Origin of the sequence: Aliarcobacter thereius LMG 24486, from assembly GCF_004214815.1 — a bacterium.
GTDB classification, from domain to species: Bacteria; Campylobacterota; Campylobacteria; order Campylobacterales; family Arcobacteraceae; genus Aliarcobacter; species Aliarcobacter thereius.
Genome location: NZ_CP035926.1, coordinates 1,359,898 through 1,375,470, shown reverse-complemented (window position 1 = coordinate 1,375,470; position 15,573 = coordinate 1,359,898). Strand labels below are relative to the sequence as shown.

15 protein-coding genes are annotated in these 15,573 nt (G+C 25.2%); 10 read left to right on the top strand and 5 right to left on the bottom strand.

Annotated elements, in window-relative coordinates; genetic code table 11:
• The first annotated feature begins 3 nt into the window (after positions 1-3).
• The 6 genes from ATH_RS07115 to ATH_RS07090 are packed head-to-tail and all read left to right on the top strand — an operon-like array spanning position 4 to position 6,486.
• Positions 4-753, top strand: coding sequence for a protein kinase family protein (locus ATH_RS07115; protein WP_066386650.1), 750 nt, complete (start codon positions 4-6; stop codon positions 751-753).
• The gene (locus ATH_RS07110) at positions 743-1,468 is read left to right on the top strand and encodes a polysaccharide deacetylase family protein (protein ID WP_225421742.1); all 726 of its coding nucleotides are present in this window, start codon (positions 743-745) and stop codon (positions 1,466-1,468) included. The genes ATH_RS07115 and ATH_RS07110 overlap by 11 nt, the downstream gene beginning before the upstream one ends.
• A complete protein-coding gene (locus tag ATH_RS07105) occupies positions 1,465-2,208 on the top strand; it encodes a glycosyltransferase family 2 protein (RefSeq protein WP_066386652.1) in 744 nt (247 codons plus the stop codon). The genes ATH_RS07110 and ATH_RS07105 overlap by 4 nt, the downstream gene beginning before the upstream one ends.
• Positions 2,205-3,881 carry a phosphoethanolamine transferase gene (locus ATH_RS07100; protein WP_066386654.1) on the top strand — a complete coding sequence of 559 codons (1,677 nt, stop codon included), beginning with the start codon at positions 2,205-2,207 and terminating at the stop codon, positions 3,879-3,881. Before ATH_RS07105 ends, ATH_RS07100 begins: the two co-directional genes overlap by 4 nt.
• Before the next feature lie 24 nt (positions 3,882-3,905).
• On the top strand, positions 3,906-5,555 hold the full coding sequence (locus tag ATH_RS07095; RefSeq protein ID WP_083202014.1) for a YrbL family protein: 1,650 nt from the start codon (positions 3,906-3,908) through the stop codon (positions 5,553-5,555).
• Positions 5,548-6,486: a glycosyltransferase family 9 protein gene (locus ATH_RS07090; RefSeq protein ID WP_066176588.1), complete on the top strand. Its 939-nt coding sequence runs from the start codon at positions 5,548-5,550 to the stop codon at positions 6,484-6,486. Before ATH_RS07095 ends, ATH_RS07090 begins: the two co-directional genes overlap by 8 nt.
• Before the next feature lie 5 nt (positions 6,487-6,491).
• On the opposite strand, the gene ATH_RS07085 is transcribed toward ATH_RS07090, so the two are convergent.
• The 5 genes from ATH_RS07085 to gmhB form a co-directional block, all read right to left on the bottom strand.
• Positions 6,492-8,390 carry an LTA synthase family protein gene (locus ATH_RS07085; protein WP_066176589.1) on the bottom strand — a complete coding sequence of 633 codons (1,899 nt, stop codon included), beginning with the start codon at positions 8,388-8,390 and terminating at the stop codon, positions 6,492-6,494.
• A gap of 112 nt (positions 8,391-8,502) precedes the next feature.
• Positions 8,503-9,069, bottom strand: coding sequence for a D-sedoheptulose 7-phosphate isomerase (gene gmhA / locus ATH_RS07080; protein ID WP_066171769.1), 567 nt, complete (start codon positions 9,067-9,069; stop codon positions 8,503-8,505).
• Positions 9,050-10,486: a D-glycero-beta-D-manno-heptose-7-phosphate kinase gene (gene rfaE1 / locus ATH_RS07075; protein ID WP_066176591.1), complete on the bottom strand. Its 1,437-nt coding sequence runs from the start codon at positions 10,484-10,486 to the stop codon at positions 9,050-9,052. The genes gmhA and rfaE1 overlap by 20 nt, the downstream gene beginning before the upstream one ends.
• Positions 10,483-11,490, bottom strand: coding sequence for an ADP-glyceromanno-heptose 6-epimerase (rfaD, locus tag ATH_RS07070; protein WP_066171774.1), 1,008 nt, complete (start codon positions 11,488-11,490; stop codon positions 10,483-10,485). Before rfaD ends, rfaE1 begins: the two co-directional genes overlap by 4 nt.
• Complete coding sequence (gene gmhB, locus ATH_RS07065) at positions 11,480-12,007, bottom strand: D-glycero-beta-D-manno-heptose 1,7-bisphosphate 7-phosphatase (protein ID WP_066390184.1); 528 nt, start codon at positions 12,005-12,007, stop codon at positions 11,480-11,482. Before gmhB ends, rfaD begins: the two co-directional genes overlap by 11 nt.
• Before the next feature lie 83 nt (positions 12,008-12,090).
• On the opposite strand from gmhB, the gene ATH_RS07060 reads away from it, so the two are divergent.
• The 4 genes from ATH_RS07060 to argJ all read left to right on the top strand — a co-directional run bounded on the left by ATH_RS07060 (position 12,091) and on the right by argJ (position 15,549).
• Positions 12,091-12,963, top strand: a complete 873-nt coding sequence (locus tag ATH_RS07060; protein ID WP_167542998.1) for a glycosyltransferase — start codon at positions 12,091-12,093, stop codon at positions 12,961-12,963.
• Between the two features lie 65 nt (positions 12,964-13,028).
• Positions 13,029-13,217: a 50S ribosomal protein L28 gene (gene rpmB / locus ATH_RS07055; RefSeq protein WP_066171776.1), complete on the top strand. Its 189-nt coding sequence runs from the start codon at positions 13,029-13,031 to the stop codon at positions 13,215-13,217.
• 20 nt (positions 13,218-13,237) lie between these two features.
• Positions 13,238-14,365, top strand: a complete 1,128-nt coding sequence (locus ATH_RS07050) for a potassium channel family protein (protein ID WP_066390185.1) — start codon at positions 13,238-13,240, stop codon at positions 14,363-14,365.
• A gap of 2 nt (positions 14,366-14,367) precedes the next feature.
• Positions 14,368-15,549: a bifunctional glutamate N-acetyltransferase/amino-acid acetyltransferase ArgJ gene (gene argJ, locus ATH_RS07045; protein WP_066187453.1), complete on the top strand. Its 1,182-nt coding sequence runs from the start codon at positions 14,368-14,370 to the stop codon at positions 15,547-15,549.
• Positions 15,550-15,573 lie beyond the last annotated feature (24 nt).

Sequence of the window (15,573 nt, the reverse complement as noted above, 5' to 3'; positions counted from 1 at the left end):
ATTATGGAAAATTTTAAATTTAATATAAATAATAAATTTAAAAATTTTGAAAACTATATAGAGAATATAAAAAAGTATTTTGTAAAAAGTCAGAATATAATTCATAAAGCAAGAAATGAAATAAAAGTTATAAACTATGAAAATAAAGATTTTGTAGTAAAGTCTTTTAAAATTCCAAATTTTATAAATAAAATAGTTTATACATTTTTTCGTTCAACTAAAGCAAAAAAATCTTACGAATATTCTTTAAAAATTGGAGAATTTACACCAATACCAATCGGATATATTGAGTTTTATGAAAAATCATTACTAAATGAAAGCTATTTTATTAGTGAAAAATTTGATTATGATTTTACGATTAGAGAGCCAATTAGAGATAAAGAATTTTTTAATAAAAACAATATATTTAAAGCATTTGCAAAATTTACTTTTGATTTACATAATAATCATATTTACCACCTTGACTATAGTCCTGGGAATATTTTAATAAAAAAAGATAATAATGATTATATATTTAAAGTTGTAGATATAAATAGAATGAAATTCTTAAATATGAATATAAATTTAAGAATGAAAAATTTTTCAAAACTTTGGATAAATGATGAAGATTTAAAAGTAATAATAAAAGAATATGCAAAACTTTGGGAAAAAGATGAAAATGAATTAGTTTCAAAAGCTTTAAAATTTTCACAAAAACATAAAGCAAAAATAAATTTAAAGAAAAGATTAAGAGGACAAGAAGTTGTTGATTAGTATTATGTATCATCATGTAAATAGTGATTACTGCTCAAATGATTTAAGTATCTTCGAAGAACATTTAAAATATATAAAAGAAAATTTTAAAACTATTTTTCCAGGTGAAAAAATAGAGCAAAAAAGTGTTTGTTTAACTTTTGATGATGCTTATGCAGATTTTTATTTTCTTATTTATCCACTATTGAAAAAATATAATCTTAAAGCACTTTTAGCAATACCAACAAAATATATTTTAAAAGACACAGATGAAGCTGAATTAGATAGACTTAGTTTTAAACATGATGACTTGTTTGATAATTATGAAAAAGCAACATTTTGTACATATAAGGAGTTAAAGGAGATGAGAGATAGTGGATTAATTGTCTTTGCTTCACATTCACATTCTCATGTAAATTTACTTGAAAAAGATGTTGATTTAAATATTGAACTTCAAGGCTCAAAAACAATTTTAGAAAAAGAGTTAAATATAAAAATAGATAGTTTTGTATTTCCTTTTGGAAAATACAATCAAAATATTTTAAAAGAGTCTAAAAAATATTATCAATACAATTTTAGAATAGGAAATGCAATACATAAAGATTTTAATGGAATTAATGGAGCAATTTATAGAATAGATGGAGATAATTTAAAAACTCATGATGAAATTTTTAGATTTTTTAATATTTTAAAATATAAACTTAAGGGTTTAGTTAAAAGATTGGATAAACAATGAATATAAGTGTAGTAATAATTGCGAAAAATAGTGAAAAAACAATAGAAAAAACATTAAAAAGTTTAGTTGATTTTAATGATGTTGTTGTTTATGATAATGGCTCAACTGATAATACCATAAAACACTCAAAAGAATTTGAAAATGTAAATTTAGTAGAAGGTGAGTTCAAGGGATTTGGCTGGACAAAGAATAAAGCTATTAGTTACGCAAAAAATGATTGGATTTTAATCTTGGATAGCGATGAAGTTGTAGATTCTAAATTGTTAAATACTTTACAAAATAAAAAATTAGAAGATGATACTGTATATCTTCTAAATTTCAATGCATATTATAAAGAAAAACAAGTAAAATACTGTGGATGGAGTGGTCAAAAGATAAAAAGAATGTTTAATAAAAAAGTGACTAAAATAAATGATAATATGGTTCATGAAGATATAATTATTGAAGGACTAAAGCTAGAAGTTTTAGAAGGGAATGTAGAACATTATAGTTACTCTTCAATTTCTGATTTTTTACAAAAAACAGATAAATATTCTTCTATTTTTGCAAATGATTATAAAAATAAGAAAAAATCTACTCCTTTAAAAGCTTTTTTTAGAGCAACATATTTTTTTATAAAAAACTATATATTTAGGAGAGGTTTCTTGGATGGATACATAGGATTACTGGTATGTGTATCTGGTGCAAATGGTGTATTTTATAAATATTTAAAATTATATGAGGAGAATCATGATCTATGATATATGACAAACTTAAGAAAATAAAATACAATATAATTCTTGCTATAATAATATCCATATTATTTATATCTATTGAACAATTTTATAGAATTTATAATGATATATTAATCCCAACAATTAGTTTAAGAGGATTTGCTGAGCAATTCTTTTTCCACTTATTAGTTATATCTATTGTAAATTTAAGAGTGATTATAAGTTCTTATTTTTTAATGTCACTTTTTACATGGTTCCAATTTGTTCACTTTTCTTATTATGGTACTTGGATTTTTCCTACAGAGTACTTATTGTTTTTTGTTGAATTCAAAGAAACATATCTTACTTTTTCTTCTGTAATACATCTTTCATTTTTTCCTTTACTTCTTGTTATAGTTCTATTTTTATTAAGTTTCTTTTTTATAAAAAGATTTAATTCAAGAAGAATAAAGATACAATATTTAGGATATATTATCTTGATATTTTTGATCTTTTTACCAATTAGAATATATATAAATGATGATTATGGAAAATGGAGCAATCCAAATTATGAGTATAGTCCAGTAGCAAATACAATTACTACATTATCAAATCTTTTTGGTAATGTAATACCAAAAAAAATTTCAGGAAAAAGTGGATTAGAACAAGAGATAGTTGATACACCAGATATTATTGAGAAAAACCCAAATATAAATTTGATTGTTATTATGGGAGAATCATCACATAGAGATTTTATGTCTTTATATGGTTATGATTTAAAAACAACACCTTTTTTAGACAATAAAAAAGAAGATAGAAATTTTATATATAAAAAAGCAATATCTTCTGGTGTTATGACAAGTGTTTCAATTCCAAGTTTTTTTAATATGTTAGAAAAACCAGATAGTACACCTCAGATATTTTCACATAATACTTGTTTATTTAAAATGGCAAAAAACAATGGATTTAATACATATTTCTATAGTTCACAAGCTAGAGAACAATTAAAAGAGATAAAAAACTTTTTATGTACAAAAAATATAGATATTTTAGAAGATGGTACGTCATATACAAATGATGTTAGTAAATCAGCATTAGATGAAACATTATTAGAGAGAATAAATGCTGTCGACTTTACAAAAAATAATTTTTTAGTTTTGAATTTTAGAGCTTCACATACTCCATATTTAAATTTTATTCCTACTGACTTCAGACCTTTTAATAAAGAAAACTCTATAGGGAAAGATGAATATATTATAGACTATATAAATAGTATAGCATATACAGATAGTGTGATAGAAAAATTAATTCAGAAAATAGAAAAGAAATCAGAAAAACCAACGTATATAATTTTTACTTCAGATCATGCAACAAGTTTAGAAGATAAAAACAGGAGTGGACATGGAATACTGGAAAATAGTTCAGTATATAAAGTTCCATTTTTTTTATATTCTTTAAATACGAAAAAAAATTATTCAAGCCATTTTGAAGAATTTGAATACATTTCTCATTATCAAATTTCTCATTTAATTGCAAATATTTTAGGATATAAATCTTCTTATAATAAATTTAATAAAAAAGAAGACTATTTTGTGACTGGTAATGATTTAACAGGTATAGGTGGATATATACAACTTTATTTTGATGAAAATAATAATATAGAACAAAAAAATATGATGAAAGAAAAGAAAAAAAAGAAATTTACTTTTAGAGATAAATAGTATATAGAAAATTAGAGGTGAATTATGAAAGATATGATTTTTTTAGAAAAAGATATATTTTATGGAGAAGGTGGTTTAAGAAGAGTATATGACCATCCAAGTGATGATTCTAAGATTATTAAAATTTCATGTGGGAATAATAGCCAAAATGAATTAGAATATAGTTATTTTAAATATTTAAAAAATAAAAATATATCTTATGAGCATATAACTAAATTTTATGGAAAAGTTAATACAAACTTAGGTGAAGGTTTAGTTTTTGAGAAAATATTTAATTATGATGGAACGAAATCTCTTACTGTAAAAGAGGCTCTTCAAAAAAAAATTATATCAAAAGAACATTTTGAGGAATTAGGAAAAGAACTTAGAATATATTTGTTTGAGAATAATATATTGTTTGTGGATGTTAGTTTATATAATGTACTACTTCAAGAGTATGAAAAAAATAGATATAAAATGGTTGTCATTGATGGTTTAGGTGGAAGATATAAAATAGATTGTAAATTTCATATTAGATTAGCTTTTAAATTTTTAGCTAAAAGAAAAACTAAACAACAATGGGAAAAAGCTAAAAAGATGTTTTTTAATGAAGCAGATATTCACTACGATAATCTTCTTGCTTGGGATAAATACTCTGATCAGCCTGAAGTTATAAAGAATAGAGAGTTTAAAAAAAGAGTTAGAAAATACCATTTAAATGATAATATTAAAATGCTTTTTACTTCTTTATTTATTTTGCCAATTTCAGTGCTTTTTATGAAGTTTTTTAAAGGAAAAATTCAAACAAGTTATAAAGATTTAATAGGTCTTGGAGTAAATTTAGATAAAGATGATGGACAAAATATACAGCAAGACTTAATAGAAGAGTTAGGGGTTAAAAATCTTATTATAAGAGTACCTCTATTTGATATAAAGAATTTAAAATCTTATGTTAATTTTGCAAATAGTTTTAATATAAATTCAAAAAAGAATATTCTAATAAATATTATTCAAGATAAAGAAAATATTGAAAATATAGATATATTAAAAAATAATTTAGAAGAAATATTCACAAACTTTGAAGGTATTTCAGATGAGTTTCAAATAGGAACAACAATAAATAGACTAAAATGGAGTTTTTTTAGTATAAAAGAGGATTATATTCCTTTTTTTATGGAAGCACAGAAAATAAGAGATGAAAAATTTCCAAATATAAAACTTCTTGGACCATCAGTTATAGATTTTGAGTACTATTATAATGCAAGAGCTATGTTCAATATGAAAAAAATAAAATATGATATAACTTCAGCACTTCTTTATGTAGATAGAAGAGGAGCTCCACAAAATAAACAATATGGAATATTTGATCTGAAAAATAAGATTGATATGCTTTTTTCTTTGGTTAAATTAAGTCCAAAAACTTTAAGTGATGATATTTATATAACTGAAACAAACTGGCCAATAAAAAATACAGCACCTTATGCACCTACAAGTGAAAAAGAGTGTGTGACAAATGAAGAGTATACAAAATATATGATTGATTATTTTAATATTTCAAGAAATTCTAAAAAAATAAAAAGAGTTTACTGGCATCAACTAATCGCACCTGGTTATGGTTTGGTTGATAATAGGGATGGAAAAATAGAAAAATATCCACAATTTTATGCTTTGAAGGAACTTTTAGGAAATGATTAAAAAAATATTTATAGAGATTCCAACTTGGCTTGGAGATGCAATTATGGCGACTCCAGCTATAGAAAATATTATAAAATCTTATCCAGAAGCAAAAATAACTCTTCTTGGATCATATGTATCTACACAAGCCTATAAAGATTATCCAAATATAGAAAAAGTAATAGTAGATAATACAAAAAAAGATGGAAATAGATATTTAAATCTCATAAAATTAGCAAAAAGTTTAGGTGATTTTGATATTGCAATATCTTTTAGAAGAAGTTTTACTTCAAAGTTTTTACTATTTTTTATAAATGCAAAAAAGAAATTAGGATACAAAAGGCTTACAAAAAAAGAGATTCATCTTGCAATTAGATATAATGATTTTATAAATAAGTTTTTGAATCTTAATAATAAAGTAGGGGATTTAAAACTATATTTTGAAGCATTTAAGTATGATAAAGCAACACTTGGTATAAATCCAGGAGCAACTTATGGAAGTGCAAAAAGATGGTATCCTGAAGAGTTTTCAAAAGTTGCTATAAACCTTGCCTCAAAGTACGATATTGTGATTTTTGGTGGACCATCTGAAGTTGATATAGCAAAAGATATAGAAAATGAACTCATAAAAAATGGAGTTACAAACTATCAAAATCTTGCTGGAAAAACTTCTATAAAAGAGCTTATAGAAAAAATTGCTGGACTTGAACTATTTATTACAAATGATAGTGGACCAATGCATATAGCAGCTGCATATAAAGTAAAAACTATTGCAATTTTTGGACCTACTAAATTTACAGAGACAAACCAGTGGAACAATCCAAATGGATTAATAGTTACAAAAAATCTTGAATGTGCTCCTTGTATGAAAAGAGCTTGTCCTTTAAAACATCATAACTGTATGAAACTTATTACTGCTAATGATGTTTTAAAAGAGATTAAGAAGTTTTAGAACTTCTATTTGTATGATTTGTTGTTATACATATCATCAAGTACATATATAAGAGCTAATCCCTCTTGCTCTAATAAAAAATCCTCTTCAGTTTCTATTAGATTTTTATCTTCATAAATATATGTTCTTATAGGTAAATTTGGTACTAAAATGGCTACTTTATTACCTTTTCTATATGCAAAAGTTTCATCAAAAAGCATAAGATTTATCTCTTGTTTATTATCTTTAAATATTGAATTCCCTAAAATTGGATAAGATAAATCAAGTCCTAAAAGGTCAAGAGCTGTTGCCAAAATATCAGATTGAGAACTTAATTTAGTAAATACTTGAGATTTTACACCTTCTGCAATAATTGCAGCTGGAATTTGAAACATATCAATAGGAACAATTTCATCTCCATAAACTCTTACATTATGATCAGCAACTACTACAAAAATAGTATTTTTATAATACTCTTCCTCTTTTGCCAATTCAAAAAATCTTCCAATAGCAAAATCAGCATATTTAATAGCATTCTCAACACTATTTCTTGGAATATTTTTTTCAAATTCTATTTTTCCATCAGGAAGTTCAAATGGCATATGATTTGAAGATGTAAATACAACACTTACAAACTTTTCATTTTTTATAAAATGTTCTTTAAAAGTATCATTTGCTTTTATCATTAAATCTTCATCACTAACTCCCCAAGTACTTTTAAAAATTGAGTCTTTATAATCTTTTTCTTCAATAACAGTATCAAAACCATTTCCTAAATACCAAGATCTCATATTATCAAACCTAGCTTCACCACCATAAATAAAACTAGATTTATAATCAAAAGGTTTTAAAAGAGATGCAACTGTGAAAAAGTCATTTTGTGATTTATTTCTTTTTAATATACCATTTCCTGCTATTGGTAAAGTTCCGCTAGAAAGAGCTGCTAAACCTCTTATGCTTCTTGTACCATTTGAGTAAAGATTTGTAAATGATATATGATTATTTGCTAATTTATCAAGATTAGGAGTAAGATTTGTTCCACCAATAAAACCTGTAAATTGTGCACCTAAACTCTCTTCTATGATAATTACTAAGTTTTTTGGCTTGGCTTCTTTGTTTATTGTTTTAACTTCTCTATAAAATGGTCTTAGTTCATCTTCAAACTTTATACCTAAAGCATTTGAGGCTAGTGCATATGCAGTTTTTAAATCAATTTTTCCATATTTTGAAATATTGCTTTCTGATTTTTTGTTTGAATAATATGCATAACCTAAAGAGTGTAAAGAGTTTTTTGTAATTTCATTTAGAACTCTATTTTTACTATATAGAGCATCAGAAATATTTGCACCTCTATGTGCAAAAGATGAACGAATTCCAATAAATAATATTAATAAAAGAGGTAAAAGTAGAAGTAATCTTGTTTTATAATTACTTTCAAATACTTTTGAGAAGTTTATAAAATTTGATTTTAAATAAATACTAATGCAAACAAATATTAAAATTGTTGCAAATAAAATATCAAGTTTATAATCTTTAAATAGTAAACTACTAACTTCTTTTGGGTATTCTAAATACTCTATAAATAGATAATTTGGTCTTAAATCATATTCATCAAAAAATGGGAAAGTTGCACACTCTATAAATATTGCTAAAACTAAAAATGTTAAAATAAAATATGATACAAGCTTTGAAGAAAAGCCAGATATATTTTTAGGAGAAATAGCTAAAATAATAGTTGGAATTACAAGTATTATTGATATCGCAATTGTATCCATTCTTAAGCCATAAATAAAAGTAAGAAGAGTTTGTTCAAATGCAATTTCACTAAATCTATCAAAGTAGATTAGATATAAAGCAACTCTTCCTAAAAGAAAAAGAGCAACAAAAAGTAAGTAAGTTTTTAGAAGTTCAAAAATAAATTTCATAAATTTCCCTGAATATAGATAAAAAAAGCGAGCTAAATGATATAAAATCAAATAACCCTTATAGAATAGGTAGAGTAATAATAGCTCTACACTATTACAAAACGATTACAATTTAGCTTAACTCATTGTCAATAATTTGACAAATTGTATGTGCAAAAAGTATATGCATCTCTTGGATTCTTGGTGTATCATTTGAAGGTACAACTAAATTTATATCACAAAGCTCATTCATAGCTCCACCATCTCTTCCTGTTAATCCCAAAGTTTTACAACCCATTTTTTTTGCTACTTCTAAAGCATTTAAAACATTTTTTGAGTTTCCAGAAGTTGAAATACCTATAAGTAAATCACCTTTATTTGCTAAAGCTTCAACTTGTCTATCAAAAACTCTATCATAACCATAATCATTTCCAATAGCAGTTATTGCACTTGTATCAGTTGTAAGAGCAATTCCAGGTAGACCTTTTCTTTCAGTTTTATATCTTCCTGTTAATTCAGCAGCAATATGTTGTGCATCAGCTGCACTTCCACCATTTCCACAAAGAAGAATTTTATTACCATTTCTTAGTGTTTCAACTGCAAGTTTCGATGCTTCTAAAAGAGGTTCTTGCATAGTTTCTATTACTTTTGCTATTGTTTCTTGGTGAGCTAAAAACTCTTTAATTATTGCATTTTGCATTTTCTTCTATCCTTTTTATAGTATTTGTTGTGCTTTTTCCATCTACAAATTGAACAAGTTTTAACTCATCTGCTATATCTTGCCCAACAACATCTTTACCTTCATAATCTCCACCTTTTACCAAAATATGAGGACGAATTAATTTAATTAATTCATAAGGTGTCTCTTCTTCAAATATTACCACATAATCAACACTTTCAAGTGAAGCTAAAATATATGCTCTATCTTCTTGATTATTTATTGGTCGTGAATCTCCTTTTAGTTTTTTTACACTACTATCTGCATTTAATCCTAAAATTAAAATATCGCCATAACTTTTTGCTTCTTGAAGATATTTTACATGCCCAACATGAAGAATATCAAAGCAACCATTTGTAAAAACAACTTTTTTACCTTGACTATGAAACTTAAGTGCAAGTTTTTCTATCTCTTCAAAAGTTTTTATATGGCTTGATGAACTTGATTTATTTAAACTTGATTCATATTCATAGATTTCATCTAAAGATGCAGTTGCACTACCAATTTTTCCTACAACAACTCCTGCTGCTAAATTTGCAAAATATAGAGCTTTTTTAATATCAAGTCCGCAAGAAAGAGCAAAAGTAATAGATGCAATAACCGTATCTCCAGCTCCTGTTACATCAAAAACTTCTCTTGCAACAGTTGGACTTGTAAAAAGTTTTTCATCGAATATTGCAATTCCTTGTTCGCTTAAAGTTATAAGTGAAACATCTAAATCACACTTTTCTTTTAAATTTTTTAAAGCTTCAATCAAAGAGTTTTCATCTTTGATATCAATATTTGTAGCTTCAATTGCCTCTTTTTTATTTGGAGTTAAAGTATAAGCACCTTTATATTTAGAAAAATCTTTTCCTTTTGGATCTGCTAAAACTTTAATCTTATTTTCATTTGCAATTTTGATTATATTTTGAGTTAAAGAAGATGTTAAAACACCTTTTTTATAATCAGATAAAATAATTGCATTGTAAGATTTAATATTTTTTGATATTGCTTCTAAAATTTTTTTAGAACTTTCATCACTTATATTTTCAACACTTTCGCTATCGTATCTTAAAACTTGTTGATTTGATGCCATAAGTCGGCTTTTTTTAGAAGTTTTTCTATTTTCTTCTATTACTAGATTATTAGAATTTACACCAATTTTTTCTAAAAGAATTTTTAGTTCATTTGCAACACTATCATCACCAATTACACTAATTACTTCAACTTTGCTTCCTAAAGCAACAAGATTATTTATAACATTTCCAGCTCCACCTAAAGTTGCACTCTCTTTTTTTACATTTACAACTTGAACAGGTGCTTCAGGTGAAATTCTATCGCAAGATCCCCATAAATAGTGATCTATCATCAAATCACCAACTACAAGTATATTTGGCTTTTTACTTATATCTATCATTTTATCTCTTCTGTAAATAATCTTTTAATTTCAGGTATATAATCTTTTATTCCATCTTCAAGAGAAAATCTTGGTTCATAATTTAAGAATTTTTTTGTAGTTTCTATATTCGCTTCAGTAAAAAATTGGTAAGAACCAATAAATGGATTTGGAATATAGTTTTTACCATTATCTATTTCTAAATTTTTTTGTAGAATATTTACAATATCTTCAAAACTTCTAGCTTTTCCAGTTCCAACATTATAAACACCAGATTTTTTTGGTTTTGTTGCTTTTATATTTGCTTGAATAATATCTTCTATATAGATAAAATCTCTTAATATTTTATCACTTCCTTCAAAAAGTTTTGGAGTTTCTCCTTTTAAAATTTGATGTCCAAATTGAACTACCATTGAAGCAGTTTTATTTTTGAAGAACTCTTTTGAACCATAAACATTAAAATATTTAAGCCCTACAATAGAGATTGGTAAATCTTGTTTTAAATACTCATATGTAATATTATCCATCATAACTTTTGAAAATCCATAAACATTGTTTGGTTTTTCAAATCCAACTTCAAATCTATCACTATCTCCATAAGTAGCGGCACTTGAAGCATAAATCATATTTGCTTTATGTTTAATTGCAATTTTTAATAGATCTTCATAAGCATTTACATTTGTTTTTATCATAATATCTTGTTCAAGTGCAGTTGTATCAGATATAGCTGCTTGATGAAAAATATAATCAAATCTATAATCATTTTCTAAAGATTTTAGAAGTTTTTTATCATTTATATCACCACTTATCACAACTCCATTAAAGCCAATTAAATTTTTAAAGTGTCCAAAGCTTTTTAAATTTCCATTAGAAAAAGTTTCACCACTTCTAAAACAATCCAAAACTACAATTTTTGCTTCTGGATAATTTTTTTGAAAATAAAATGCCAAGTTTGAACCTATAAAACCAGCTCCACCAGTTATTAAAATTGTTTTTTTATTAAAATTTATATTGTTATATTTCATATTTTTCCTTTATATATTTTAAGCTATCAAATAAACTTTTTGCTACAAAAAAGTCTTTATTCTTTTCATCTTTTTCATTTATTAAAACTCTGTTTGGAATATTAGCATTTTTTGCACACTCTATATCACTTAATTTATCACCAATTAACCAAGAGTTATTTAAATCAATGTCAAAATCACTTAAAGCTTCTAAAACCATTCCATTTTTTGGTTTTCTACATGAACAATCAAGATCAGGATTATGAGGGCAAAAATATACTTTTAAAATATCTATATTCTCTTTTTTAAATTCATTTAACATATGATTAGTTAAATCTTTAAAATCATCAATTGTATAATATCCTCTACCAATTCCTGATTGATTTGTTACAATAACTATCTCAAAACCAAGTTTTAAAAACTCTTTACAAGCTTCAAAAACACCTTTGCAAAATTTAAAGTTCTCAATTTTTGAAACATATCCAAAGTCTTCATTTATAACTCCATCTCTATCAAGAAAGATTAATCTTTTTTTCATATAAAACCTTTTCATAATAAGAGTAAATAATAACATAAAGCACTTTTAACTATAATTACATTTTAAAAAAATAGGATAAAAGATTGAAAAACATAGTTATACATTATAAAACAATAAATAGTTTAATAGAAAAAATAAAAGAAAATGCTTGGATTAAAATATACAAAAAACCTCTTTTGTCAAAAATATTTGGAAACAAAAATGACAATATTGATATATATTTTCATAGTGGAAGTATAGATGATGAAGCTATTGCTTATGCAAAAAAATCAAAACATATTATTACAAACTCATTTTCAAATTTACATGAGATTAGTAAAAAAGCAGAGATTGAAGAAAATAAAATAGATGTAATCTATCCTAGTGCAAATATTATTTATTCAAAAGAAAAAATAGTAAAAGAGAAATATAAAAAAGAGTTTGAATTAAGTGATAATACAAAACTTATTTTATTTTCTGCAAATAATTTTAAAACAAGTGGAATAAAAGAGTTTTTAGATATTGTTTCAAATATCTCTTATATAGATTATAAAGTTTTAATTTTAGGTTCAAAACAGCAGTTGAAAAATTTAGAATTTTCTTTACCAAAATATGAAAGATTACAAAATAAGATAATTTTATTAGATAATAAAAACTCAAATATTGATGAGATATTTTCAGCAAGTGATATATTCTTACTTCCAAGTCATAGTAAAAATATAGCTTCAAGTGTAATAAAAGCTATGTACTGTAAATGTGTGGTTTTTTCTACTATTAACAATGATATAAAAGAGTTAATAGATGTTTTTTCTACTATGGATAGACCAAATGATCCAAGTACACCATTTAAAATAGATGCTGTTTTACACGATGTAAATGAGTTAAATAATATAAAAAAACAAAATAGAAAAATAGCAAAAGAGCTTGAATTAAATAGAAATATTCTTAAATTTGAAGAGATTATAGAGAAAATTTAAATCTAACTTAAGAATTTTGAGATACAATACGCAAATATTTTTCACTATAAAAAAGGAATAAGAAAATGGCAAGAAGATGTGCAATTTCAGGAAAAGGGCCAATGGTTGGATACAACGTTAGCCACGCAAAAAACAGAACAAAAAGAAGATTTTTACCAAATATTAGAACTATTAGAGTTATGACAGAAGATGGTTCAACTATGAAATTAAAAATTTCTGCAAAAGAGCTAAGAACTCTTAAAAAACACTCATAATTGTTTAGAAAAGTGCTTTTATGAGCATTTTTACAAAAATTAAGAAAGGTTTAGGCTGGGAACTTACTAGCTCTAAACCGCAATATGATTTAAATCCCTTACTTTACTCAAAATTAAAACCAATTAGATTACCACTTATTCTAATTCAATCTCTTATGATTATTGGAGTTTTAGGATATGTATATTTTGAAGATTATTCAATAATGCATGCAATATTTCAAACATCATATACACTTACTAATACAGGATTTGGTGCTTTAAATGAGTCAAATTTCAAAAATGAGACAATACTTTTTACTGTATTTTTAATGATTGCAGGATTTACAAGTTTGATTTTTGCAGTTGGAGTGGTAATCGATGTTTTTACAAATGGAAATTTAAGAGCTTTACTAAAGGAGAGAAAAATGCTTTATAAAATAGCGAGATTGAGAAAACATTTTGTACTTTTTTATCACAATGAATATACAGCACAAGTTGCAAAACAGTTTAGAGAAAATCATATTCCTTTTGTTGTAGTTGATCCAAGTGATGATATAGAAAATATTGCAAAAGAGCATGGATATCCATATTTTGTAAAAGATGAACCATATAAAGAGACATCATTCTTAAAATCACATCTAAGTTCAGCAAAAGGAGCAATCTCTTTATCAAAAAATATTTCTGATAATATTACTTTAATTGCTTCAGTAAGACTATATGAAAAAGAGTTAGAACGAGCTCCATTTTTAATTATTTCAAATGCTGAAACACAAAATGAGAAAATAAGATTAAAAAAATTAGGAGCAGATAAAGTTGTTGCAACTCCATCATTGATGGCAAAAAGAGTTAGTGCAATGGCTATTAGTCCAGATATGGAAAATATTTTAGATGAGTTCTTATATAAAAAAGATAGCCCAATTACAATGGAAGATTTCTTTATAAGAGATGATGCATGGATTGTAGGAAAAGAGTTAAAAGATCTTAATCTAAGAGAAAAATTGAAAATATCAGTTATAGGAATCACTGAAGAAAATGGAGTTTTTATACATTTACCAAAAGGTGATAAAGTTATAAATAAAAATTCAAAACTTCTTATTGTTGGCTCTCAAAAAGGAATTGTGAGAGCAAAAAGAGTATTAAATTTAATAAATGAACCAAGGGAGATATAAAAATGTTTACAATTTTACCAATAAAAGCTTATATAGATCAAATTGATGGTTTCTTTTGTGATGGAATTCATGCAGGACTTAAACCAAATGGAAATAATGATTTGGGATTTATATATACGAAAGAGCCTTGTACAGTTGCAGCTATATTTACAAATAATAAATTTCAAGCAGCACCACTTAAGCATTTTTTACAATATGAAGAAGGTTTTAAAACAAATTTTGTATTAATAAATTCAAAAAATGCAAATGCATTAACAGGAAAAAAAGGTATTGAAGATATTAAAAATCTATTTTCAAAATTAGATTTTGATTTATATAATCCAATTATGAGTAGTACAGGAGTTATAGGAAATAGACTTCCAATAGAAAAACTTGTAAATGGTGCTAAAAAATTTGATTTAAGTGCAAAAAGTGGAGAGAATTTATCAAAAGCTATTATGACAACAGATGCATATCCTAAAGCTTGTATGTATGAAGTAAAGCTTGAAGATGGAAAATCATTTAAAATAGGAGCAGTCGCAAAAGGTGCTGGAATGATTAATCCAAATTTAGCAACTATGCTTTGTTTTATTTGTACAGATGCAAATGCTCCTTATGAAGATATAAAAAATGCATTAGAACTCAATAAACATACAACTTTTAATGCAATTAGTGTTGATGGAGACACTTCAACGAATGATACAGTTTTAGTTTTGGCAAATGGAAAATCAGATGCTTATGATAAAGATGCTTTTACTGAAGCTCTAAGATTGGTTATGAATGATATGGCAATGCTTATGGTAGCTGATGGAGAAGGAGCTAAAAAAGTTGCTGCATTTGAAGTTATAAATGCAAAAGATGATAAAGAAGCTGAAATTGCTGCAAAAGCTCTATCTAATTCTTTATTAGTAAAAACAGCTCTTTTTGGAGAAGATCCAAATTTTGGAAGAATTGCTTCAACAATTGGAGCATCACAAGTTATTTGTGATGATGAAAAATTAGTAATATCATATAACGATGTTGTTGTATTTAATAAAGGTGAGATATGTTTTGATGCAGAAGTTGAGAAACAAGCAGGAGATGTTCTTAAAAATGATAAATATAAAATAATTTGTGATTTAGGAGTTGGTAGTGGAAAATTTACAGCTTATGGTTGTGATTTAGGTTATAAATATGTAGAAATTAATGCAGATTATAGAAGTTAATTTTAAGAAAATATTATATATAAT

Excerpts from the sequence above, each read along its gene's own strand:
- argJ (WP_066187453.1), top strand. The coding sequence starts at position 14,368 with ATGTTTACAATTTTACCAATAAAAGCTTATATAGATCAAATTGATGGT.
- ATH_RS07050 (WP_066390185.1), top strand. The coding sequence starts at position 13,238 with ATGAGCATTTTTACAAAAATTAAGAAAGGTTTAGGCTGGGAACTTACT.
- gmhB (WP_066390184.1), bottom strand. The coding sequence starts at position 12,007 with ATGAAAAAAAGATTAATCTTTCTTGATAGAGATGGAGTTATAAATGAA.
- ATH_RS07115 (WP_066386650.1), top strand. The coding sequence starts at position 4 with ATGGAAAATTTTAAATTTAATATAAATAATAAATTTAAAAATTTTGAA.
- rfaE1 (WP_066176591.1), bottom strand. The coding sequence starts at position 10,486 with ATGATAGATATAAGTAAAAAGCCAAATATACTTGTAGTTGGTGATTTG.
- ATH_RS07100 (WP_066386654.1), top strand. The coding sequence starts at position 2,205 with ATGATATATGACAAACTTAAGAAAATAAAATACAATATAATTCTTGCT.
- ATH_RS07090 (WP_066176588.1), top strand. The coding sequence starts at position 5,548 with ATGATTAAAAAAATATTTATAGAGATTCCAACTTGGCTTGGAGATGCA.
- ATH_RS07095 (WP_083202014.1), top strand. The coding sequence starts at position 3,906 with ATGAAAGATATGATTTTTTTAGAAAAAGATATATTTTATGGAGAAGGT.
- rfaD (WP_066171774.1), bottom strand. The coding sequence starts at position 11,490 with ATGAAATATAACAATATAAATTTTAATAAAAAAACAATTTTAATAACT.
- ATH_RS07085 (WP_066176589.1), bottom strand. The coding sequence starts at position 8,390 with ATGAAATTTATTTTTGAACTTCTAAAAACTTACTTACTTTTTGTTGCT.
- gmhA (WP_066171769.1), bottom strand. The coding sequence starts at position 9,069 with ATGCAAAATGCAATAATTAAAGAGTTTTTAGCTCACCAAGAAACAATA.
- ATH_RS07105 (WP_066386652.1), top strand. The coding sequence starts at position 1,465 with ATGAATATAAGTGTAGTAATAATTGCGAAAAATAGTGAAAAAACAATA.
- rpmB (WP_066171776.1), top strand. The coding sequence starts at position 13,029 with ATGGCAAGAAGATGTGCAATTTCAGGAAAAGGGCCAATGGTTGGATAC.